Annotated in this window: 20 protein-coding genes and 1 pseudogene; 15 read left to right on the top strand and 6 right to left on the bottom strand. The window is 69.7% G+C overall.

Going from position 1 to position 21,619, the window contains the following annotated elements:
- The first annotated feature begins 4 nt into the window (after positions 1–4).
- Complete coding sequence (locus MKK65_RS25115) at positions 5–907, top strand: alpha/beta hydrolase (protein ID WP_243960721.1); 903 nt, start codon at positions 5–7, stop codon at positions 905–907.
- 19 nt (positions 908–926) lie between these two features.
- On the opposite strand, the gene MKK65_RS25120 is transcribed toward MKK65_RS25115, so the two are convergent.
- Positions 927–1,547 (bottom strand): GNAT family N-acetyltransferase, encoded by a 621-nt coding sequence (locus tag MKK65_RS25120; protein ID WP_243960723.1) that lies wholly within the window; start codon positions 1,545–1,547, stop codon positions 927–929.
- Between the two features lie 156 nt (positions 1,548–1,703).
- A complete protein-coding gene (locus MKK65_RS25125; protein WP_243960725.1) occupies positions 1,704–2,723 on the bottom strand; it encodes a zinc-dependent alcohol dehydrogenase family protein in 1,020 nt (339 codons plus the stop codon).
- 390 nt (positions 2,724–3,113) lie between these two features.
- On the opposite strand from MKK65_RS25125, the gene MKK65_RS25130 reads away from it, so the two are divergent.
- Positions 3,114–4,439, top strand: a complete 1,326-nt coding sequence (locus MKK65_RS25130) for an O-antigen ligase family protein (protein ID WP_243960727.1) — start codon at positions 3,114–3,116, stop codon at positions 4,437–4,439.
- A gap of 6 nt (positions 4,440–4,445) precedes the next feature.
- On the opposite strand, the pseudogene MKK65_RS25135 reads toward MKK65_RS25130, so the two are convergent.
- Positions 4,446–4,877, bottom strand: a pseudogene (locus MKK65_RS25135) (acyl-CoA thioesterase).
- A gap of 59 nt (positions 4,878–4,936) precedes the next feature.
- A complete protein-coding gene (locus MKK65_RS25140) occupies positions 4,937–6,703 on the bottom strand; it encodes a pyrroloquinoline quinone-dependent dehydrogenase (protein ID WP_243960728.1) in 1,767 nt (588 codons plus the stop codon).
- Positions 6,704–6,813: 110 nt separating this feature from the next.
- Here MKK65_RS25140 and MKK65_RS25145 point away from each other — a divergent pair, with 110 nt between their 5' ends.
- Together MKK65_RS25145 and MKK65_RS25150 are read left to right on the top strand one after the other, a co-directional pair.
- Complete coding sequence (locus MKK65_RS25145) at positions 6,814–7,107, top strand: type II toxin-antitoxin system RelE/ParE family toxin (protein ID WP_243960730.1); 294 nt, start codon at positions 6,814–6,816, stop codon at positions 7,105–7,107.
- An 11-nt stretch (positions 7,108–7,118) separates the two neighbouring features.
- The gene (locus tag MKK65_RS25150) at positions 7,119–7,430 is read left to right on the top strand and encodes an addiction module antidote protein (RefSeq protein ID WP_243960732.1); all 312 of its coding nucleotides are present in this window, start codon (positions 7,119–7,121) and stop codon (positions 7,428–7,430) included.
- A gap of 4 nt (positions 7,431–7,434) precedes the next feature.
- Here the strand turns inward: MKK65_RS25150 and MKK65_RS25155 are convergent, their stop codons facing one another.
- Complete coding sequence (locus MKK65_RS25155) at positions 7,435–7,968, bottom strand: ankyrin repeat domain-containing protein (RefSeq protein WP_243960734.1); 534 nt, start codon at positions 7,966–7,968, stop codon at positions 7,435–7,437.
- 192 nt (positions 7,969–8,160) lie between these two features.
- Between MKK65_RS25155 and MKK65_RS25160 the strand changes: the two genes are divergently transcribed.
- The 3 genes from MKK65_RS25160 (at position 8,161) to MKK65_RS25170 (ending at position 10,029) form a co-directional block, all read left to right on the top strand.
- Positions 8,161–8,799, top strand: coding sequence for a flavodoxin family protein (locus tag MKK65_RS25160; RefSeq protein WP_243961004.1), 639 nt, complete (start codon positions 8,161–8,163; stop codon positions 8,797–8,799).
- Positions 8,796–9,692 (top strand): sigma-70 family RNA polymerase sigma factor, encoded by an 897-nt coding sequence (locus tag MKK65_RS25165; RefSeq protein WP_243960736.1) that lies wholly within the window; start codon positions 8,796–8,798, stop codon positions 9,690–9,692. The genes MKK65_RS25160 and MKK65_RS25165 overlap by 4 nt, the downstream gene beginning before the upstream one ends.
- Before the next feature lie 118 nt (positions 9,693–9,810).
- On the top strand, positions 9,811–10,029 hold the full coding sequence (locus tag MKK65_RS25170; RefSeq protein WP_243960738.1) for a hypothetical protein: 219 nt from the start codon (positions 9,811–9,813) through the stop codon (positions 10,027–10,029).
- 10 nt (positions 10,030–10,039) lie between these two features.
- Here MKK65_RS25170 and uvrB read toward each other — a convergent pair whose 3' ends face one another.
- Entirely contained in the window at positions 10,040–12,781 is a 2,742-nt protein-coding gene (uvrB, locus tag MKK65_RS25175; RefSeq protein ID WP_243960740.1) for an excinuclease ABC subunit UvrB, read from the bottom strand.
- 82 nt (positions 12,782–12,863) lie between these two features.
- Here uvrB and MKK65_RS25180 point away from each other — a divergent pair, with 82 nt between their 5' ends.
- The 8 genes from MKK65_RS25180 to MKK65_RS25215 all read left to right on the top strand — a co-directional run bounded on the left by MKK65_RS25180 (position 12,864) and on the right by MKK65_RS25215 (position 21,611).
- On the top strand, positions 12,864–13,349 hold the full coding sequence (locus MKK65_RS25180) for a VOC family protein (protein ID WP_243960743.1): 486 nt from the start codon (positions 12,864–12,866) through the stop codon (positions 13,347–13,349).
- A gap of 158 nt (positions 13,350–13,507) precedes the next feature.
- Positions 13,508–14,125 carry a hypothetical protein gene (locus tag MKK65_RS25185; RefSeq protein WP_243960745.1) on the top strand — a complete coding sequence of 206 codons (618 nt, stop codon included), beginning with the start codon at positions 13,508–13,510 and terminating at the stop codon, positions 14,123–14,125.
- Positions 14,112–14,501, top strand: coding sequence for a transcriptional regulator (locus MKK65_RS25190; protein WP_243960747.1), 390 nt, complete (start codon positions 14,112–14,114; stop codon positions 14,499–14,501). The genes MKK65_RS25185 and MKK65_RS25190 overlap by 14 nt, the downstream gene beginning before the upstream one ends.
- Before the next feature lie 77 nt (positions 14,502–14,578).
- Positions 14,579–15,301 (top strand): di-trans,poly-cis-decaprenylcistransferase, encoded by a 723-nt coding sequence (locus MKK65_RS25195; RefSeq protein WP_243960749.1) that lies wholly within the window; start codon positions 14,579–14,581, stop codon positions 15,299–15,301.
- Between the two features lie 51 nt (positions 15,302–15,352).
- Entirely contained in the window at positions 15,353–16,621 is a 1,269-nt protein-coding gene (coaBC, locus tag MKK65_RS25200; protein WP_243960751.1) for a bifunctional phosphopantothenoylcysteine decarboxylase/phosphopantothenate--cysteine ligase CoaBC, read from the top strand.
- Positions 16,622–17,253: 632 nt separating this feature from the next.
- Complete coding sequence (locus tag MKK65_RS25205; RefSeq protein WP_243960752.1) at positions 17,254–18,468, top strand: carbohydrate porin; 1,215 nt, start codon at positions 17,254–17,256, stop codon at positions 18,466–18,468.
- A gap of 574 nt (positions 18,469–19,042) precedes the next feature.
- Positions 19,043–21,106, top strand: a complete 2,064-nt coding sequence (locus MKK65_RS25210) for a methyl-accepting chemotaxis protein (RefSeq protein ID WP_243961006.1) — start codon at positions 19,043–19,045, stop codon at positions 21,104–21,106.
- Positions 21,107–21,194: 88 nt separating this feature from the next.
- Positions 21,195–21,611, top strand: a complete 417-nt coding sequence (locus MKK65_RS25215; protein WP_007569323.1) for an FKBP-type peptidyl-prolyl cis-trans isomerase — start codon at positions 21,195–21,197, stop codon at positions 21,609–21,611.
- Positions 21,612–21,619: the final 8 nt, after the last annotated feature.

The raw sequence follows: 21,619 nt of genomic DNA on the forward strand, positions 1-21,619 counted from the left end.
GGATATGACACGGCTCCTCATCGCGCTTGCCAGCCTTCTCGGCCTCGGGCTCGCGGCCTACGGCTTCACCGCCGCCTCGCCGCTGACCCTGTTCGACGCGATCGGTCCGCGCGATGCCGGTGGCCGCCTGGCGGCGCGCGACCAGGCCTTCGGCGAGGGCAAGCGGCGGCGCCTCGACGTCTACGTCCCCACGGTCGCGGCCGAGCGGGCGCCCGTGCTGGTGTTCTTCTACGGCGGCTCCTGGCAGAGCGGCTCGAAGGACGACTACGCCTTCGTCGGCCACGCGCTCGCCGCCCAGGGCTTCGTGACGGTGATGCCGGATTACCGGCTCTACCCGGAGACGGCCTTCCCGGGCTTCCTCGAGGACGGGGCCGCCGCGCTCGCCTGGGTGCGCGACAACATCGCGGCCTATGGCGGCGACCCGCGCCGCATCGTCCTCGCCGGCCACTCGGCCGGGGCCTACAACGCCGTGATGCTCGGGCTCGATCCGCGCTACCTCAATGCCGCCGGGGTCGACCCCAAGGTGATCAAGGCGGTGGCCGGCCTGTCCGGCCCCTACGACTTCCTGCCGCTCGATCAGGACACCACCATCAAGGTGTTCGGGCAGGCCCCGGACCTGCCGCTGACCCAGCCGATGACCTTCGCGGGACCGCTCTCGCCGCCGACCTTCCTGGCCACCGGCGAGGCCGACACGGTGGTGAAGCCGCGGCACACGGTGAGCCTCGCCGCCAAGCTGCGCGCCGCGCACGTGCCGGTGCAGGAGCGGGTCTATCCCGGGCTCGACCACAAGGACACGCTGCTGGCGCTGTCGGTGACCTTCCGCTCCAAGGCCCCGGAACTCGCCGAGATGGCGTCCTTCCTGATGCGCCAGGCGGCGGGGCGGTCGCAGTACACGATGCGGCGATAAGGGTTTTGCCGCCCGGCGGTCACGCCAGCAGCGGCACGTGCGGGGCGCAGGTCCGGGGCAGGATGCCGGTGAGCCGCGGGTCGGGTGCGATCTCGACTTCGACCGCGCAGGGCGTGAAGCCGGAGCGTCGGTAGAAGCCGAGGGCCCCGGGATGGTCGAACGTGCAGGTATGCACCCAGAGCCGCCGGATCGGCCGCGACCAGGCTCGTTCGATCGCCGCATTGATCAGGGTGCGGCCGAGCCCCTGCCCGAGTGCCTTCGGGACGAGGCCGAGGAAGGCCAGCTCGCAGGTGTCCGGCTGGCGAAAGTCCAGTTCCAGCAGGCCGAGATCGGCCCCGTCCCGGCGCAAGGCCAGGATCTCTACCCGCGGGTCGTCGAGGATTGCCCGCAGCGCTTCGTCCCCCAGCGTCAAACGCGAGAACCACAGCCAATCGGCGCCGACCGCCCGGTACAGCCTGCGATAGGTCTCGCCATCCGGCCGGACGAGGCGGTGCAACACAGTGTCGTCCGGGAATGGCTTTGCATCGCGCAGGGCCGGCGGCTTGACCATCTCAAGGCTGGTGACGATCGCGGCGATGTGGCCCGGCGGGACCGCCGCGAAGCCGGGGGACAGCACCGGGGCGTCAAAGTTTGAGAGCATCGGCTCGGCGGTGTGGCGACGGTGAAGCACGCCAGTCTAGAGGCGGTCCCGATCGCGGTGCAATCGGGCTCGCCTCCAAGGCCCCGGTGGGACAAGCGCGTTCGCGCCGAACCGGTATCCCCTTGGGCGGCGAGCCCTCGACCCGCTTCCCGCCGTTCAGATCTGGATGCAGATCTTGCCGAAATGGCGGTTGCTCTCCTGGTGCCGGAACGCTGCCACGAGCTCGGCCAGCGGGTAGACGCTGTCCACGATCGGCCGCAGCCCGCAGGCCTCGATGCCGCGGATCATCTCGATCTGGTGGCGACGGCTGCCGACCAGCACGCCCTGAAGCCGGATCTGGCGGATCAGCGCCGGGACCAGCGGCAGCGGCCCGGCCACCCCTGTCAGGATCCCGATCACCGAGATGTGCCCGGCGACGCGCACGGCTTCCATCGACTGTTCCAGCGTCCCCGGGCCGGCGACATCGAGGACGTGGTCGACGCCGCGCCCGCCAGTCAGCCGCTTGGCGGTGGCGCCCCAGGCGGGATCGGCGCGGTAGTTGATCAGGTGGTCGGCGCCGAGGCCGCGCAGGCGCTCGAGCTTCGCGTCGCTCGATGAGGTGGCGATCACCGTCGCGCCGGCCGCCTTTGCGAATTGCAGCGCGAACAGCGAGACGCCACCTGTGCCCTGGACCAGCACCACGTCGCCGCCCTTGAGCCCGGCATCGGCGTGAAGCGCCCGCCACGCGGTCAGCGCCGCCGTGGTCAGCGTCGCCGCCTCGGCATGGTCCCAGCCCCGGGGCGCGTGGGTGAAGGCGGTCTCCGGCGCCGTCACCCGCTCGCGGGCGTAACCGTCGATTCCGTCGCCCGGCACCGTGGCGAAGCCCTCGACCTGCGGCGTGCCTTCGAGCCAGGTCGGGAAGAACGTGCTAACCACCCGGTCGCCGATCGCGAACCCGTCCACCCCGGGGCCGACCGCCTCGACCTCGCCGGCGCCATCGGACATCGGCACCCGCGGCTCGCTCGGCCCCCACAGGCCACTGACCACGGCGTAGTCGTGATAGTTGAGCGAGCTCGCTCGCAGGCGGACGGTGATCGCGCCGGGGCCCGGCTCCGGGACGGGCCGCTCGCCGAATGTCACCGTGTCGAAGCCGCCGCCGGGCTGGACGATGACGGCCCGGGATGCCGATTGGGTCATGGTGCACCTGTTGACTGCGCGGGGCCATCGTACCGCAACGCGAGCCGGCCCGCTCCGGAGCGTCTGTAGACGCAAAGCCGCCGCGATGGTTGCACGCTGCGCGTGGACCCCGCCGTCATTGCGAGCGCAGCGAAGCAACCTAGGGATACGCTGTGGTTTGAGAACGCGCGCTGCCCTGGGTTGCTTCGCTGCGCTCGCAATGACGAGGTGAACCAGTCGGCATTCGCGCAGCACCCAAACCTGCGGGACGCATGGCATTTCCCGACCTGACCAACCCGCTAAGGTTATCGTCAGATCCACGGGTGCAACCACCGGCCGACCCATCGCCCCGGCGACCACACCCGCTACAATGGGCAGCGCCGCAACACGCGGCCCCTGCGGTGGAACGGCATGGCTTCGGCGGACGCGGCGATCGGGATCCCGGCCGAGAGGACTGAGCACGGCGCGGCCGGGCGCGACGTGCCGGACGTCCTGCGCGTGCTCCTCAACGGGGCGGTGTTCGTCCTGCTGTGGAACCACGTCTGGCTCAAGGACCTGTCCGACCGGTCGTCCCTGGCGGCCTCCGAGGACGGCAGCCTGCTGACCCAGGTGCTGTTCGTGGCGGCGGGGCTCGGCATGGCGGCGGCGCTCCACCGGATCGGTTTCCGCCATCTGCGCCCGCTGATGACCCGGCCGCTGATGCTCTGCGGCGCCTGGCTCGGGGTGACCGCCCTGATGTCGGTGGAGCCCAGCCTGTCGCTGCGGCGGCTGGCGCTGTTCGCCATCGCGGCGATGCTGTCCGCCGGCGTGCTGCTGGTCGCCCGGTCGCCGCGCCAGCTGGCGCTGACGCTCGCCGGCTCCGCCCTGGTCATCCTGGTTTCTTCGTACCTGGCGGTGGCGCTGGTGCCGGACCTGGCGATCCACTCGGCCTTCGACGTGAACTCCGATCCGAGCCATCCGGGCCTGTGGCGGGGCATCTTCCCGCAGAAGAACGAGGCCGGGGCCGCCATGGTGATCCTGGTGATCGTCGGGCTCTACGTCGCCTCCGCGGCGAGCCGGGTCCTGGGCTGGACGATCGTGCTTCTCGCCATCGGCCTGCTGGTGGCGAGCGGCTCCAAGACCGCGATCCTGCTCCTGCCGGTGATCCTTGCGATCACAAGCCTGTGCCGGATCTTCACCGGCGGGGGCATGCGCGGCCTTCTGCTGCTCGGGCCGATCGTCGGGTTCTCGCTGATCTCGATCGGCTCGGTCCTGGTCCCGGCGATCCAGGACGCGATCGGCGCGCTGCTCACCGACGCGACGTTCACGGGCCGCAGCGAGATCTGGCAGTTCGCCCTCGACAACATCATGGTCCGCCCCTGGCGGGGCTGGGGTATCGGCGCCTTCTGGATGACCGAGCGGACCATGTATGGCGGCTCCGAGGAGCTGACCTGGGTCAACACCGCCAACCACTCGCACAACGCCTATCTCGACACGGCGCTGATCGGCGGCTTCCCGTTCCTGGTGCTCACCCTCTGGGCCTTCGTGCTGGCGCCGGTGCGCGACCTGCAACGCGGAACCGGCGGCCGGCGGCTCGACGCGGAGACGTTGCTGTTCCTGCGCCTGTGGTTCCTCGGCCTCGTCTCGGCCTCGTTCGAGACGGTGCTCTACAACGGCAACAACGCCACCTGCTGCATGTTCATGATGGCGGTGTTCGGGCTGCGCCTGCGGACGCGGTATTCGATCGCGCGGGGGTGAGGCGGATCAGGCCCCGCCCGCCTCCGGCGGCACCGGCCGCGGCCGGCGGTCCTCGCCGATCGCCACGAAGGTGAAGGTCGCCTCGGTGACCTTCATGGTGGTCTCGCTCGCCCGCTCCCGCCGCCAGACCTCGACCTGGATGCGCAGGGACGAGCGCCCGACCTTGATCAGCCAGGCGTAGAGGCTGACCTCGTCGCCCACGAAGACCGGGTGGTGGAAGGTGATCGCATCGACCGCGATGGTGGCGCAGCGCCCGCGCGAGCGCCGGGCCGCGACGTTGCCGGCGGCGAGATCCATCTGGGCCATCAGCTAGCCGCCGAAGATGTCGCCCGCCGGGTTGGTGTCGGCGGGCATCGCGATGGTGCGGATCACCGGCGCCCCGCGATGGCTCGGCTGCGCGTCCGCAGCCACGCCGTCCCTGCCCTGCTCGTGCGTCATCGTCCGGTCGAATCCCCGCCGCCAAAGGCTGGAACTCCTCCAGCCAAGCTCGACGGGCGTCAATCGGGCAGCGCGAAGACCAGCAGTGCGTCGCCGGTGCCGAACCCGGAGGCCTTGGTGAAGGACGCGCCGCCCGCGGCGACCGCGAGGTACTGCTTGCCGTCGAGCGCGTAGGTCATGGCCGGCCCGCTGATGCCGGCGCCGCACTGGAAGCGCCAGAGCAATGTGCCGTCGCTGGAATCGTGGGCGTCGAGATGGCCGTCCTCCTCGCCGGAGAAGACCAGGCCGCCGGCGGTGGCGAGCGTCCCTCCCGAGAGCCGGCTGCCGGCGCGTATCGTCCAGGCGATCTTGCCGCCGTCCGCGAGGTCGACCGCCGTGAGGGTGCTGAAGGACGGCTCGCCCTTGGCCTCGCCGGTCTCGGTGTAGCGGATCTCGGGCCTGTCCCCGGCGGCCGGGACGGTCTTGACCGTGTAGGTCGTCGCCCCGTGGCGGACCTGCACGTAGGCCAGGCGTCCGTCATAGGCGGTGGGCGGCCACGATACGGCGCCGAGCGGCCCGGGCGCCACCACGGTGCCCTGCGGGGTCGGCGGCGCGAACAGGTTCTTCTGCTCGATCAGCGGGGCCGAGCGTTCGAGCAGCGTCCCCGTCGCGCGGTCGTGGACGTAGATCCAGCCGGTCTTGCTCGCCGAGGCCACGGCCTTGGCGCCGTTCGGCCCATCGAGCAGGAACGGCGGCGCGGCGACGTCGTAGCCCCATTCGTCATGCGGCACCTGCTGGGAATACCAGCGCAACTGCCCGGTGTGCACGTCGAGGGCCACGAGGCACATCGTGTAGAGGTTGTCCCCCGGGCGCGAGAGGCCGAAATTCTGCGGCGCCGGGTTGCCGGTGCCCAAGAAGATCAGGCCGAGATCCGGGTCGTAGGCCGGGGTCATCCAGAGGGAGCCGCCGCCGACCCGCCAGGCCTCGCGATTGGCCGGCGCCGCCGCCTTCTCGGCGGCGATGTCCCGCTGGAGCGGCACGCCGTCCACGGTCTGCGCGACGAAGCCGCCCTCCCAGCCCTCGGACGGGGTGACGTACCAGCGCCAGCGCTCCTCCCCGGTCTTGGCATCGTAGGCGGCGAGCCAGCCCCGGCGTCCGTAGCCGCCCTCGATTCCGACCACGGCGCCGCCATCGAGCCCGCCGGCCTCGTCCTCGATATGCAGGCCGTAGCCCGCCCCGGTGACCCCGACGATCACCAGCCCCTCGGCCACCAGGGGCGGCATCTTGAAGCCGAGCCGGCTCGAGCCCTGCACTGGCTTGCCGCCGAGCTTGCCCGCGAGATCCGAGGCGGTCTCGCTCTCGCCCTCCTCCGGGCGCACCGCCTCCTTGTCCCAGACCACCCGCCCGGTCTTAGCATCGAGCGCGATCAGGCGCCCGTCCATGGTCGCCTCGAACACGAGGCCGTCCGAGACCGCGACCCCGCGGTTGGAGGGCGGGCCGAAAATCTTTTCCGTGCGCGGCTTATGCGCGTAGGTCCAGAGCGGCCGACCCGTGCGGGCATCGAGCGCCGCGACGTTGTTCTGGGTCGTCGAAATGTAGAGCGTGCCGTCGACCATCACCGGCTGCGCCTGGAAATAGCCGGTCACCCCGGTCTGGAACAGAAAGGCGGGCCGCAGACGGCCGACGCTGGCCCGGTCGATCTGGGTCAGGTCGGAGAAGTTGCGGTTGCTGTGGTCGTGACCGAAGGCCGGCCACGGGGTCTCGACGGCGATGGCTGGGATGGGGGCCGCGACCAGCGCCGCACAAGCAAGGCGAAGTCCTCTGTCGATCCAGGTCGTTTGCGGCATGGCGTTTCGGCTCCCAAACTTTTGAGATCACCCGATCCGGTGATGGGGACGGTTTGGCAAGGCGATCGAGTGTGCTTGCGACGTTTTGTATCTTATGGGATACAAGAGCCGTGCCCGACGTTTCCACAACGAAGGTGTTCGATCGGTGGATCGTTGGTCTGCGCGACGTTGCAGGGCGCGCCCATATCCTTCGCCGGATCGTGCGACTTCAAGAAGGCAATCCGGGGCACGTGGCATCCGTCGGCGGCGGGGTCAGTGAAATGAAGATCGATACTGGGCCTGGATACCGTGTTTATTTTGTCGAACGCACCAATGGCGCTATCGTGATCTTACTTTGTGGTGGTGACAAGAACTCACAGGTTCGGGACATTGCCCGAGCTCACAAACTCGCGCTGACGGTTTGAGGAGGACGCCTATGGCCGGTTCCGAGACATCCACCCGGCCCTTCGACGTGGCGATGTATCTGCGTACGCCGGAGGACGCCGCCGCCTACCTGTCCGCCGCCCTGGAGGAGAACGATCCCGCCGTTTTCCGGCGGGCCTTGGGTGACGTGGCGCGGGGCCGAAGCATGGCGGCCGTTGCCGATGCCAGCGGCCTCGGCCGCGAGAGCCTGTACAAGGCGCTCTCGCGGAGCGGGAATCCGAGCCTCGACACGGTTCAGCGCGTGGTCTCGGCCCTCGGCCTGACCCTCGCGGTCGTCCCGGCAGCGTCGGCCGACAATCGCTGACCCCTCACCCCGCCTTCCGCGCCGCCGCGTCGAGCTGGTCCGGGGTCGCCTGGGCGCCCATGGCCCGGGCCATGTCGGCGGCGCTCTGGCCGGCGGCGTCGCGGTGATCCGGGTCGGCGCCGTGCTCGAGCAATAGCGTCACCATCTCGGTGCGGTCGAACATCGCCGCGGTCATCAGGGCCGTGCGGGTGCCGTCGCCGGTGCCGTCCACGGCGGCGCCGTGCTGGAGCAGCAGCCGGGCGACGGCGAGGTCGTTCTTGAAAGCGGCGCCGGCCAGCGGGGTCTGGCCGCGGTCGTTGGCGAGTTCCGGGTCGCCGCCGGCCTCCAGGATCACCCGGGTCGCCTCCGCCTGGCCGTTATAGGCCGCGAGCATCAGCAGGCTGTCGCCCTTGTCGTTGCGCAGGTTCGCCGGAAGGCCCTGGCCGAACAACTCGGCCAACTCGTCGGCATGGCCCATCCGGGCGTACTGGAAGACCCGGCCGGCGAAGGCCAGGGTTTCGTCGTCGAGGACCGGGGGCGTGCTCGTCTCGAGGTTCATCGTCGCTCGCGTGGTTCGATCTCGGGCTGATCTCGCTCGGGCTGATCTGGGACGGCAAGCCGGCCCTGTCCAGCATCGCGAAAAACGCTTCCCGGGATGCAGGGTTGCGGACACCGAGCGCGGTGTCACACCGGGGCCCCCATCCTTGTCATGTCATCGGCACCGCGACTGATAGGGGGAACGATGGCCGACATGACCGTGCGTGAGCGTGCAATGGACCGGGCGATGGGATTCGGTCCCATCCGTATCGCGATCGTGTTCCACTCCGGCTACGGCCACACCGCTCGGCAGGCCGAGGCCGTGGCGGAGGGCGTGCGGCTGGTCGACGGTGCCGACGCCGTGCTGCTGCCCGTCGAAGAGGTGGAACGGTCCTGGGCGGTTCTTGAGGCCGCACCGGCCATCATCTTCGGCGCGCCGACCTATGTGGCCGGGCCGTCCGCGGCGTTCAAAGCGTTTCAGGAATCGAGTTCGAACGCGGTGATGGCCAAGGGCTATCTGTGGACGAACAAGATCGCCGCCGGGTTCACCAATTCCGGCGCGATGGCCGGCGACAAGCTGGCGACGCTCATCCAGATGGCGCTGTTCGCGGCGCAGCACGGCATGCACTGGGTCAGCCTCGACCTTCCGCCGGCAAATTGTTCGACTCTCGGATCGGAGCGGGATCTGAACCGGCTCGGCTGCTGGCTCGGTGCCGCGGCGCAGTCGAACACGGACGAGGGTCCAGACCGCGCACCGCCGGAGGCCGATCGCGCGACCGCACGCCATCTCGGGCGGCGCGTGGCGCAGGTCACGGGCCAATTCGTGCGCGGCCGGGAGGCGCTGAGCCTGTGACCCCCTCGTGCAACGGGGCCGCCGTCCCCGAAACGGGCTTCCGGGAATCGCGTCCGGGCCTGATCCGGCTGGCCTACCGCATGCTGGGTTCGCTGGCCGATGCGGAAGACGTGGTGCAGGACGCTTATGCCCGCTGGTTAGCCGCCGATCGGGCGGCGGTGCGGGAGCCAGCCGCGTTCCTGCGGATCGTGGTCACGCGCCTCTGCCTCAACCAGCTGAAATCGGCTCGTCGCCGGCGGGAGACCTATCTCGGGCCGTGGCTGCCCGAGCCGATCTTCGATTCCGACGAGCCGGAGGATCTCGACGACATCACCTTGCCGCTGATGATCGCTCTGGAGCGCCTGTCGCCGCTGGAGCGGGCGGCGTTCCTGCTGCACGATGTGTTCGGCATGCCGTTTCCGGAGGTGGCCGCGGCGATCGGGCGGGAGGACGCGGCGTGCCGCAAGCTCGCCAGCCGCGCCCGCGTCAATCTCCGGGAGGCCAGGCCGCGCTTCACGGTCCCCCGGGAGGACGGCTTGAGGATCGCCGCCGCGTTCTTCGCCGCCTCACGCAGCGGCGACCTGGGGGCGCTGCGCACCCTGCTCGCCGACGACGTCGTCGCCACGGCCGATGGCGGCGGCAAGGTTCCCGCATCGCCGGAGCCGCTGGTCGGGCAGGATGCGGTGCTCGCTCGCCACGCGGCCATGGTCGGGGAGTTCGGCCTGAACCCGTCGCAGCTTGTGCGCTACGCCGTCATCGACGGAGTGCCGGGTTTCGTCACCGTGGAGGCGGGGGGCCTCGTCCAGACGACGGCCCTGCACGTTCAGGAGGGCAAGGTCGTCGCCATCTACGTCGTGCGCAATCCGGACAAGACCGGGCGGGTTCTGCGCGAGGGGGCGTCGCGATGCGCATGAGGGCCGAGCCGGGCCGGTGCGGCAGTGACGCCCAGCACCCGCGGGAACGCTTTCGCCCGCGTGGCCGTTGCAGCCGCCACCCGGGCCATCATGGCTCGACGCCGCCGGAGCGACGACCATGCCGCGCCCCTATGAGCCCTTCGCCGATGCCCTGCGCATCGCCCGCGAGATCGTCCGCGACCGGGTCGGCGCGGTGACGCGGGCGGCCGTCCAGGCGGATCCGCATGCCTATGACGAGGCCTGCAACGCCCTCGCCCTCCGGATCGCCGAGGCGCTCGTGGAGGAGGGCGAGGCGGTGGCGAGCCGCTACGCCGGCCGGGACGACCGGGCCGCCTGACCGAGGCGAGTCAGCCGCGCTTGCGGCCGCCCCCGCCCTTGTATTTCGGCTTCTGGCCGCCGAGGCCCTGGGTCGAGCGGGGCTTGGGCCGCTCCTGCCACGCCACGGCGTTAGCCGGCATCTCGCGGTCGGTACCCGGGCCCATATTGTCCAGATCGGGCTTAGAGATCCGGGTGGCGCCGGTACCCCGGGGCGCCTTGCGGCCGTACTTGCCGGCCTCGCGCTCGACATCCCCCTGCCGGGCCATGGGATCGTCCGAAACCAGCAGCTCCGTCGCCTGGAGCCGCTTGAGCTCGTCGCGCAGGCGCGCCGCCTCCTCGAAGTCGAGATCCGCCGCAGCTGTGCGCATCCGCTTCTCCAGATCGGCCAGCACCGCCTTGAGGTTGTGGCCTACCGTGATCGCGTCCTTGGCCAAACCGGTATCGACCTGGACGTGGTCGCGCTCGTAGACGCTGTTGAGGATGTCGCTGATCCCGCGCTTCACGCTCTGGGGCGTTATCCCGTGCTCCTCGTTGTAGGCGAGCTGCTTGGTGCGCCGCCGCTCGGTCTCGGCCATCGCCCGCTCCATCGAGCCGGTGATGGAATCGGCGTACAGGATGCAGCGCGCGTCGGCGTTCCGGGCCGCCCGGCCGATCGTCTGGACCAGGGAGGTCTCGGAACGCAGGAAGCCCTCCTTGTCGGCGTCGAGGATCGCCACGAGGGCGCATTCCGGGATGTCGAGACCCTCGCGCAGCAGGTTGATGCCGATCAGGACATCGAAGGCGCCGAGCCGCAGGTCGCGGATGATCTCGATGCGCTCCAGGGTGTCGATGTCGGAGTGCATGTAGCGCACCCGCACGCCGTTCTCGTGCAGGTACTCGGTGAGGTCCTCGGCCATGCGCTTGGTCAGCGTGGTCACGAGCGTCCGGTAGCCGGCCAGGGCGACCGCCTTGACCTCGCCCAGCAGGTCGTCGACCTGGGCGCGCGCCGGGCGGATCTCGATCACCGGGTCGACCAGGCCGGTGGGGCGGATCACCTGCTCGGCGAAGACGCCGCCGGTGCGCTCCATCTCCCACTTGCCGGGCGTGGCCGAGACGTGGACCGTCTGGGGCCGCATCGCGTCCCATTCCTCGAAGCGCAGCGGGCGGTTGTCGAGGCAGGACGGCAGGCGGAAGCCGTATTCGGCCAGCGTCGCCTTGCGGCGGAAGTCGCCCCGGTACATGCCGCCGATCTGGGGCACGGTGACGTGGCTCTCGTCGGTGAAGACCAGGGCGTTGTCGGGCAGGTACTCGAACAGGGTCGGCGGCGGCTCGCCGGGCCGGCGGCCGGTGAGGTAGCGGGAATAGTTCTCGATGCCGTTGCAGGCACCGGTGGCCTCGATCATCTCGATGTCGAAGGTGCAGCGCTGGTCGATGCGCTGGGCCTCGATCAGCCGGCCCATCTTGGTCAGCTCCTCGATCCGGCCGTTCAGCTCGTTCTTGATGCCCTTGATCGCCTGCTGCAGCGTCGGCCGCGGCGTCACGTAGTGGGAATTGGCGTAGACCTTCACGAATTTCAGCTCGGCGATCTTCTTGCCGGTGAGCGGGTCGAACTCGACGATCGACTCGATCTCGTCGCCGAACATGCCGATCCGCCAGCCGCGATCCTCCAGGTGGGCCGGCCACAGCTCGATCGAATCGCCCCGCACCCGGAAGGTGCCGCGGGCGAAATCCGCCTGGATCCGCTTGTACTGGAGGGCCACGAGGTCGGCCACGAGCTGGCGCTGCTCGATCTTCTCGCCGAGCGTCACGGTGAAGGACATCGCCGTGTAGGTCTCGACCGAGCCGATGCCGTAGATGCACGACACCGAGGCCACGATGATCACGTCGTCCCGCTCCAGCAGGGCCCGGGTGGCGGAGTGGCGCATCCGGTCGATCTGCTCGTTGATCGACGATTCTTTTTCGATAAACGTGTCGGAGCGCGGGACATACGCTTCCGGCTGATAGTAATCGTAATAGGAGACAAAATACTCGACGGCGTTATCTGGAAAAAAGGCTTTGAACTCGCCGTAGAGCTGCGCCGCCAGCGTCTTGTTCGGCGCCAGGATCAGCGCCGGCCGCTGGGTATGCTCGATGATCTTGGCCATCGTGAAGGTCTTGCCCGAGCCGGTGACGCCCAGCAGCACCTGGTCGCGCTCATGGGCCTGCACGCCCTTCACCAGCTCGGCGATGGCGGTGGGCTGGTCGCCCGCCGGCTCGAACTCGGATTTCAGCGTGAAGCGGAGGCCGCCCTCGGATTTCTGCGGCCGGTCGGGGCGGTGCGGCACCCAGGTCTGGCCGTCCTTGAACAGCGGGTTGCCCTCGATCAGCAGCCGCTCCAGCGCCGTCACGGTCGCGGAGGCGCCGCCGTCGCCGCCCGGATCCGGAAGTGCGGCACCCTCGGGTATGGGTCCGTCCTCGGGCGGGGTCAGCCCGAGGGCCTGGGCGAGCCGCGGATCGACCTCGGCCGCGTCGCCGAGCGCGTAGCCGGACTGCGGCGCTTCCGCGAACCCGTCGCGGGCGATCTCGACCTTGCGGGTGGCGGCTTTGCCGGTCGGCTCCTTGGTCGGTCGCCCCTTGGGCTTGCCCGGCCGTGGCTTTTCCGGCTCCGGCGCGATCGGCGGCGGCCGGTTGCGGTTCAGCGCCGGGTTCAGCAACGCGGCCAGATAGGTATCGAGCGGCTTCAGCTCGGGTTTCGACGCCTTGGCGGACGAGGCCGAGACGGACGCGGCGCGCGTTTTCTTCGGAGCGGGCATGGGATCAATATGGGCTCCGCATGCGCCGCGAGAAACCCTCCGCGGCGCGGAGTTTTCTAGCTTTCACGGGTGGGCCCCGCCTATGACCGCACCGATCCATCCCGAAACCCGTATCGGGCACGTCCACCTTAAGGTCGCCGACCTGGACCGGGCGCTCGGCTTCTATTGCGGCGTGCTCGGCCTCGGCCTGACCCAGCGCTACGGCGAACGCGCCGCCTTCATCGCGGCCGGTGGCTATCACCACCATATCGGGCTCAACACCTGGGAGAGCCTCGGTGGATCGCCGCCGGCGCCGGGGACCACCGGGCTGTACCACCTTGCCCTGCTCTACCCGAGCCGGGCCGCCCTGGCGGATGCGCTCCGCCGGGTCGAGACAGCCGGCATTCCCCTGGACGGTGCCAGCGATCACGGCGTCAGCGAGGCCCTGTACCTGCGCGATCCCGACGGGAACGGCGTCGAGCTGTACCGGGACCGCCCGGAGGCGGAGTGGCCGCGCGATCCGGACGGCGCCCTGCGGATGGTCACGGCCCGGCTCGATCTCGATGCTCTCCGCCGGGAAATCGCGTGATTACAACTCTTAGGTAGAATTCACCGTGCATTGGTCTCGACGAGACGGGCCGATGTTGAGAAAATTCGCCATGATGATCGGGCGAATTGGCTTGCGATGGCCGGGGCGCGCCGGTACTTTGCAGTGCAAAGCATGATGCAGCACAGGGGCTGAAACTCATGCAGGATCTGGATAAGGCGTTGGCCGACATCGTCGCGATCCGCTCGCAGATCGCACGCGAGACGGCGTTCCGCGGCCTCGGAGCGGCGACCGTCGCCGGCACCGGCGGCCTTGCGCTCGCCTGCGCGGTCGGCCAGGCGCTGTGGCTCGGCGATCCGGCCGCCCGGCCGGTCCTGTTCTTCGGCCTCTGGATCACCGCCGCCCTGGTGGCCTTCGCGCTGATCGGCGTCGAGGCGGTCCGGCGCAGCCGCCGGCTCCATTCCGGCCTTGCCGACGCCATGGTCTGGAACGCCATCGAGGTCTTCCTGCCCGCTGCCGGCACCGGGGCCTGCCTCGCCCTGGTCATCGCCCGGTTCGCGCCGGCCGAAATCTGGATGCTGCCCGGCCTCTGGCAGGTGCTGGTCGGCCTCGGCCTGTTCGCCTCGGCGCGGATCCTGCCCCGCGCGGTCCAGGGGGTCGGCGCGTGGTACCTGCTCACCGGCCTCGCCGTACTGGCCTTCTCGGCCGAGACCCGCACCCTGTCGCCCTGGGCCATGGGGCTGCCCTTCGTGGTCGGCCAGATCTGGCTGGCCAGTATCGTCCATCGCGGCGCCCGGGCCTTCGATGATGACCTCTGACCGCGACGACGGCCGCTTCTCCTACGAGGGGCTCGACCGGATCATCCACGAGCGGGCGCGACTCAGCGTGCTCACCTCCCTGGTGGCCCATCCCAAGGGCCTGCCGTTCCCCGACCTCAAGCGCCTCTGCGGTCTGACCGACGGCAATCTGAGCCGGCACCTCGCGGTGCTCAGCGAGGCCGACCTCGTGAGCCTGGAGAAGGACTTCGCCCTCAACCGCACACAGACGATCTGCCGCATGACGCCAACCGGGCGCAGGCGTTTCATTGGCTATCTCGGGGTGCTCGAGCAGGTGGTGCGCGACGCGGCCGTAGCGGCGGAGCGAAGTCCGGAGGGCGGGGTGCGCGGCCTCGATCCGGCCACGAAACCGGCCTGAGACCGCCGGATCGCGCAGAGATTGTCAACGCAACCCGAATAAACGTCAGCGATACGCCCATGCCGGGAGACTTTACGATGCAAAGCGAAGCGGGGCCGGGGGGGCTGCACGCCGCGATCATCATGGACGGCAATGGACGCTGGGCGACGCAGCGCGGCCTGCCGCGGCTGGCCGGTCACCATCGCGGCGTCGAGGCGATCCGGCGCACCGCCGAGGCCTGCCCGGATCTCGGCATCGGCACGCTCACGCTCTACGCCTTCTCAGCCGACAATTGGCAGCGGCCGGACGACGAGGTCGGCGGGTTGATGCGACTGCTGCGCTCCTACCTGCGCAATGAGACCCAGCGGCTCGCCCGCACCGGTACCCGGCTGAGCGTCGTCGGCCGCCGAGACCGCCTGCCCCGGGGCATCCCCGAGGCGATCGCCGCCGCCGAGGCGGCCACCGCGGCCGGCACCCGCCTGCATCTGCGGATCTGCGTCGACTATTCCGCCCGGGACGCGATCATCGCGGCGGCGCAGGCGCTCCAGGGCAGCGACGCCACCCGCGAAAGCTTCGGCGCGCTGGTGGCCGGACAGATGCACGGCTCGCCGGTGGACGTCGACCTCGTGATCCGCACCGGCGGCGAGCAGCGGCTCTCGGATTTCCTGCTCTGGGAGGCGGCCTATGCCGAGCTCCATTTCACCGACCGGATGTGGCCCGATTTCGGCCCGGACGACCTCGCCGCGGCAATCGCCGAGTTCGCCCGCCGGGACCGGCGCTTCGGCGGCCTGAAGACGGTGGCGGTTCCGGCGGCGGCCTGAACGCCTCCGCCCGCTTGACGGGCGCGCCGCCTCAGGCAGAGGCTTTTCGCTATGACCGAAACCCTCGCCAACCGCCGCGTGCTGCTCATCATCGGCGGCGGCATCGCGGCCTACAAGGCCCTCGACCTGATCCGGCGCCTGCGCGAGCGCGGCGCCAGCGTCTGCCCGGTCCTGACCGCGGGCGCGCAGGAATTCGTTACCCCGCTGGCCGCGGCGGCGCTCGCCGGCGAACGGGCCCATACCGACCTGTTCGACCGGGCCGAAGAGGCCGATATCGGCCATATCAAGCTGGCCCGGCAGGCGGATGCCGTGGTGGTGGCGCCGGCCACCGCCAACCTGATGGCCCGCATGGCTGGCGGCCACGCCGCCGACCTCGCCACCACGATCCTGCTGGCGACGACGCTGCCGATCCTGATCGCCCCGGCCATGAACGTGCAGATGTGGGCGCATCCGGCGACCCGGCGCAACCGCGCCACCCTGGAGGCCGACGGCGTACGCCTCGTCGGGCCCAATGCCGGCAAGATGGCCGAGGCGGAGACCGGTCCCGGCCGCATGGCCGAGCCCACCGAGATCGCCGACGCCCTGGAGCGGATGCTGAACAAGGCCGGCGTGGAGGCTCCGGGCCTCGGTTTCCTGTCGGGCCGCCCGAGCGCGGGTGCGCGTCCCCTCGCCGGCCGGCGCGTGCTCGTGACCTCCGGGCCGACCCATGAGCCGATCGACCCGGTGCGCTACCTCGCCAACCGCTCGTCCGGCCGCCAGGGCCACGCCATCGCGGCGGCCGCCGCGCAAGCCGGCGCGACCGTGACGCTGGTCGCCGGGCCGGTCGCGATCCCGGATCCCGCGGGCGTCACGGTGGTGCGGGTCGAGACCGCCCGGGAGATGCTCGCCGCCGTCGCGGCGGCCCTGCCGGCCGACATCGCGGTCTTCGCGGCGGCCGTGGCCGATTGGCGGCCTGAGACCGAGGCCGGCTCGAAGAAGCTCAAGAAGGACGGCAGCGGCCCGGCCCCGCTGACCCTCGTGGAGAACCCCGACATCCTCGCCACCGTGTCGCGGATGGAGGCCGGGCGCCCGCCCTTGGTGGTCGGTTTCGCCGCCGAGACCGACACCGTGCTCGACCACGCCCGGGCCAAGATCGCCCGCAAGGGCTGCGACCTGATCGTGGCCAACGACGTCTCGGCCGCGGGCGGCGTCATGGGCGGCACTGACAACACCGTCCACCTGATCCACCGCGACGGTGCCCAGGAAACCTGGCCGCGCCTCGGCAAGGACGAGGTCGCCCGCCGCCTGGTTGCGCATCTGGCTGGGATGCTGGGGCGCTGAACCGACGTCAGGCCGGCACAATGCAACCGGACGTCGTTGATTTCGCCGCGGGTGTTGCCGCGAGTCCTCGCTCGGTTCGGCACGGTTCGGTTCTCGTATAGCCATCTCACCATCGCGACCAAGCGGTCCATGGTCGGCACGAACTCTGTCTCTGCCTGCATTGCTGGCAGATATGGGCCGCCCACCTCTGCAATCGTGAGCGGAATATCTCGTCCTGATTTGAAGAACCGTATTAAAAACCGATCGTCTTGCGGATCTCTAGGCCGATAGGGCGAGTCCAAATCTCGCGATCGAAATTAAGTCGTTACGTTTATGAAGATTAGTGTCAGTAGAAATTTGCAATCTGCCGTTTTTTTAGCCTCTAAAGCCCAAGTGCCGAACAGAACACTGTCGGCTTGGGGGCATTATGGATCATGTCACGTAGACTACTATCGAAATGGGCGGCAGCGCTGTTGGTCATCGGCGTAAGTCCATTTGCCGGACTCGCGCAGGCACAGCCTTCGGCGCCGAAAGACACGGACGAATCTACGATTCTACCGGATCCGAATGCGCCGCAACGGTTGCCCCTCGATCGGCCGTCGACGCCTGCCCCGGACACCCGCCCCGCCGCCGGCTCGGTGGATCCGCGGAACGTGGGTCCGAAATTCGGCCTCCTCGGCAATCTCGGCGGCATCCGGGACCGGCTCTGGGAGAACGGCATCCTGCTCAACCTGGGCTACGTCCACGAGGCCGCCACCAACGCGGCCGGCGGGGATCGCACCCTGGCGCGCGGGGCCGCCCAGTTCGTCGCCAAGGGCGTGTTCGATTTCGAGAAGATGTTCGGCCTTGCCGGTGGATCGGGCGTGGTCACGCTCACCCAGCGGCATGGGCGCGACCTGACCGCCGACGCGCATCTCGGCACCCAGACCAGCGTCGAGGAGATCTACGGCCGCAGCCGCATCTGGCGCCTGACCCAGTTCTGGTACGATCAGAAGTTCGGACCGTGGGTCGACCTGAAGATCGGCCGGATGCCGTCCAGCGACGATTTCGCCGGGTTCGCCTGCGAGTTCCAGCTCAACGCCCTGTGCGGCGCCCCGACCGGCAAGATTGCCGGCAATTACATCTACAACTTCCCGGTCGGCCAATGGGCGACCCGCCTGCGCGTCGGGACGGCGGACACGGCCTACGTCCAGGTCGGCGCCTACCAGGTCAACCCGGACAACCTCGTCGACGGCTTCAGCTTCGACTTCAGCAAGGGCACCGGAGCGTTGATTCTGTCCGAGGCGGGCTGGTTCCCGAAGCTCGGCGGCTTGGGCTACGCCGGCAGCTACAAGGTCGGCGGCTGGTATGAGACCAGCGGCGGCAACGACGTCTACCTGAACGACCGGCGCCTGCCCTCCGCGCTCTACCGGGGCCAGCCGCTGCACCACGACGGCCGGAACGGCCTGTATTTCGTCGGGGTCCAGGAGGTCTACCGCCCGGATCCCGCCAACACCGCGCGCAACGTCTCGGCCTTCGTCCGGGCCGTCGCCAGCGACCGGGACACCTCGATCTACTCCGCCCAGGTGACGAGCGGCTTCGTCTACAAGGGCTGGTGCCCGGAGCGTCCCAACGACTGGATCGGCCTCGGTGTCGGCCAGACGACCCCGAATCCCAGGGCTGTCGAGGCCGTCGAGCTGCGCAACCTGATCAGCCGGACCAACCGGCGGCTCCCGGCGCAGGAGCGCTTCGTCGAGGCCTTCTACAGCATCGCTGTGAACGACAACATCGTCGTACGGCCCAATATCCAATACATCACCCGGCGTGCAACGCCGGAACGCAAGCCTGATGTCGTGGTGTTCGGCCTAACCTCGCTGATCACCTTCTGACATCGCGTCCCGAAACGCTTTCCCCGGCTTTCGGGACGTGGAGGATCGGGGGCGAGGGCATCGTCGCGGCGCCACGCATCGCGACAATGCTGCCTTGCGTGCCGCCGAAGGAACGATCGGTCCGGCCAAGCGCCCATGCCGGATCGGAGACCCGGAGCCGCCTGGTCAGCCGATCGGGTCCACGCGTGTGCCGCACGGGCCACCGTCCAACCCCTGCGGTGCCGCACGGATGAGGCCCGAACGCCTTCGCCCCACCGCTCCGCCGGTGGGGCGAAGGCTATCATCGGACGCTCCGCGCCGCGGTGATCAATGACGCGTCGGATTGTAACCGTGAAGACGGTGTTAAACGACGGCTCGATCGCAGCATATCCCGCAAATTAATTTGGTTTATCTCGGTAATTTATGAAGTTTCTGCCGTATTGGATTTGAGTTTCGGCGCACCTTAGAGGTGGATCAGACAAGATCGAAGGCATATCGATCGACAAAATCGATCTTATGGGACATGAACGCACCATCCCTAGGCCGTTGGAGTTGTGCGGTGGTTCGCCTGCAGAATATTTCGATCCGCTCGACGATGGGCCTCGTGTTCTTCGTCTTGGGTCTGATCATCTTCACCTATGCGACGAACGCGCTCATTGGGGCGCGCCAGCAGGCGGTTCAATCGGAGGCTGGCATCTCCCTGGTGCGGGCGAGCCGGGCGCTGCTCCAGACCCTGTACGCGACGCGGCTGGAGCGGGGCGCCACTCTGCAGTTCCTCGCCGCCGATCAACCCATGGATGCCGAAACCCTGTCCGGGCTTTACGCGGACCGGCAGCGTGCGGTGACCGGTATCGCCGAGGCGACGGCGCTCGTCGGTGGGTTGGATCTGCCGACCGTCAAAGCGACCCTCGGTCCGCTGCAGGCGGCGCGTGAGCGCGTCGAAGGGCTCCGGCCCCGGGTCGATGCGGCCCTGAAGGTGTCCAAGGTCCAGCGCGACACGTCGGTCACCCCGGAGGCACAGGCGGCCCTTCTGGCCATGCTCGACACCCTGACGGCCACGACCGATGCGGTCGATGCCGCGATCCCGCGCTCCGACACGATCCTGGAACGCGACCTTGCCCTCAAGCGCTCCGCCTGGGCGACCCGCATGGCGGTCGGTGCCATCGCCCTGCGGATCCAGACGTCCTTGTCGGCCGGCACGCCCTGGTCCCCGGCCGAGACCGTGGCGGCGGCGGAGGAGCGCGGTCGGCTCGACGCCACGTGGAAGGTCGCCACGGAGGCCGCGACCGACCTCTCCGACACGGTTCGCGCAGCCTTCGAGAAGGCCCGGGCCAACAATTTCGACGGAGCGCCGCTCGCCCGGCGCCTCGCCGTCTCGACCGCGCTGGCCCAGCACGAGCCGCCGAAGATCACGCTCCAGGAGGCCCGCAAGCTCGATACGCCGGAACAGGCCACCATCGTGGACCTCGCCTACGCCGCCCTGGACGAGATGATCGCGCGCGCTGAGACCCTCGCCCAGGAAGCGCGCAGCGGTCTGGTCCGCAACGTCGCCGCGCTGCTGGTCTCCGCGCTGCTCGTCGCGCTCGGCCTCTTCGCCCTGATCCGCTACGTGCTCCGGCCGATCCGGACCATGACCGGGACAATGCAGGCCCTGGCGGATGGCGACGCAGCGGTCGCGGTACCCCTGCGCGACTGGGGCAACGAGATCGGCGCGATGGCACGGACGGTCCAGGTGTTCAAGGACAACCTGCTCCGCACCCGCGCCCTGGAGGCTGAGACCGCCCAGGCGCGGGCTGCCGCCGAGGCGCAGCGCAAGGCCGGCATGCGGCAGATGGCCGAGCGCTTCGAGACCGCGATCGGCGGCATCATCGGCATGGTGTCGTCCTCGGCCACCGAACTCCAGGCCACCGCCCAGACCATGACGGCCACCGCGACCCAGACGGCGAGCCAATCGACCACGGTGGCCGCCGCCGCCGAGGAAGCTGCGACCAACGTCAACACGGTCGCCGCCGCCGCCGAGGAGCTGGGCACATCGGTCCAGGAGATCGGCCGGCAGGTCGATGGGTCCGCCAAGCTCGCGCTCAGCGCGTCCGCCGAGGCCGCGCAGACCGCACAGCTGGTGCAGGAGTTGAGCAGCGCCGTCGGCCGGATCGGCGACGTGGTCGGGCTGATCTCGTCGATCGCCGGGCAGACCAACCTGCTGGCGCTAAACGCCACGATCGAGGCCGCCCGGGCCGGGGATGCCGGGCGCGGCTTCGCGGTGGTGGCGTCCGAGGTGAAGGCGCTGGCCGAGCAGACCGGCAAGGCGACGGAGGAGATCTCTGCCCAGATCGCCCGGATCCAGGCGTCCACCGGCGGTGCGGTGACGGCGATCGGCTCGATCACGGCGCGCATCCAGGAGATCAGCGGCGTGGCGACCTCGATCGCCGCGGCGGTGGAGGAGCAGGGCGCGGCCACGCAGGAAATCGTGCGCAATGTCGGCCAGGCGGCGGCAGGCACCGGCGAGGTGACCGGCAACATCGCGGGCGTCGCCGATGCCGCCGACGAAACCGGCAAGGCCGCGGGCCAGGTTCTCAGCGCGGCGACGGAATTGTCGCGCCAGTCGGAGACGCTGACCGCCGAGGTCGCGCGCTTCCTCGATACCGTCCGGGCGGCCTGATCGCCCGCCTCCCTGGCCTGGACGGACCTGAGCCGATAGAAGGCCCCCCGACGGCCGGCGCGGACGGCGCCGGCTCCAGGGAGATACCATGCCTCGCCTGTCCCTCATTGCCGGAGCCGCGTTCATCGCCATGACAGCAGCCGCGAATGCCGAGATCGTCACCCTGCCCTCGGGCCTGAAGTATCAGGACGAGGTCGTGGGCACCGGGCCCGAGCCGAAGGCCGGCCAGCAGGTCACCGTGCAGTACACGGGCTGGCTCGATGAGGGCGGCAAGAAGGGCAAGAAGTTCGATTCCTCGCGGGACCGCAACCAGCCCTTCAGCTTCCCGCTCGGCGCCGGCCAGGTGATCAAGGGCTGGGACCTCGGCGTCGCCACGATGAAGACCGGGGGCAAGCGCACCCTGATCATCCCGCCGGAGCTCGGCTACGGCGCCCGCGGCGCCGGCGGCGTGATCCCGCCGAACGCCACGCTGATCTTCGACGTCGAACTCCTCGGCGCGAAGTAAGAGTCCGG

This window comes from Methylobacterium sp. J-001, assembly GCF_022829565.1.
In the GTDB taxonomy this organism is placed as follows: domain Bacteria; phylum Pseudomonadota; class Alphaproteobacteria; order Rhizobiales; family Beijerinckiaceae; genus Methylobacterium.

Coding starts and splice junctions, on each gene's coding strand:
- MKK65_RS25210 (WP_243961006.1), top strand. CDS start 19,043: ATGGGCCTCGTGTTCTTCGTCTTGGGTCTGATCATCTTCACCTATGCG.
- coaBC (WP_243960751.1), top strand. CDS start 15,353: ATGACCGAAACCCTCGCCAACCGCCGCGTGCTGCTCATCATCGGCGGC.
- MKK65_RS25195 (WP_243960749.1), top strand. CDS start 14,579: ATGCAAAGCGAAGCGGGGCCGGGGGGGCTGCACGCCGCGATCATCATG.
- MKK65_RS25140 (WP_243960728.1), bottom strand. CDS start 6,703: ATGCCGCAAACGACCTGGATCGACAGAGGACTTCGCCTTGCTTGTGCG.
- MKK65_RS25130 (WP_243960727.1), top strand. CDS start 3,114: ATGGCTTCGGCGGACGCGGCGATCGGGATCCCGGCCGAGAGGACTGAG.
- MKK65_RS25180 (WP_243960743.1), top strand. CDS start 12,864: ATGACCGCACCGATCCATCCCGAAACCCGTATCGGGCACGTCCACCTT.
- MKK65_RS25215 (WP_007569323.1), top strand. CDS start 21,195: ATGCCTCGCCTGTCCCTCATTGCCGGAGCCGCGTTCATCGCCATGACA.
- MKK65_RS25150 (WP_243960732.1), top strand. CDS start 7,119: ATGGCCGGTTCCGAGACATCCACCCGGCCCTTCGACGTGGCGATGTAT.
- MKK65_RS25125 (WP_243960725.1), bottom strand. CDS start 2,723: ATGACCCAATCGGCATCCCGGGCCGTCATCGTCCAGCCCGGCGGCGGC.
- MKK65_RS25155 (WP_243960734.1), bottom strand. CDS start 7,968: ATGAACCTCGAGACGAGCACGCCCCCGGTCCTCGACGACGAAACCCTG.
- uvrB (WP_243960740.1), bottom strand. CDS start 12,781: ATGCCCGCTCCGAAGAAAACGCGCGCCGCGTCCGTCTCGGCCTCGTCC.
- MKK65_RS25170 (WP_243960738.1), top strand. CDS start 9,811: ATGCCGCGCCCCTATGAGCCCTTCGCCGATGCCCTGCGCATCGCCCGC.
- MKK65_RS25185 (WP_243960745.1), top strand. CDS start 13,508: ATGCAGGATCTGGATAAGGCGTTGGCCGACATCGTCGCGATCCGCTCG.
- MKK65_RS25190 (WP_243960747.1), top strand. CDS start 14,112: ATGATGACCTCTGACCGCGACGACGGCCGCTTCTCCTACGAGGGGCTC.
- MKK65_RS25120 (WP_243960723.1), bottom strand. CDS start 1,547: ATGCTCTCAAACTTTGACGCCCCGGTGCTGTCCCCCGGCTTCGCGGCG.
- MKK65_RS25160 (WP_243961004.1), top strand. CDS start 8,161: ATGACCGTGCGTGAGCGTGCAATGGACCGGGCGATGGGATTCGGTCCC.
- MKK65_RS25115 (WP_243960721.1), top strand. CDS start 5: ATGACACGGCTCCTCATCGCGCTTGCCAGCCTTCTCGGCCTCGGGCTC.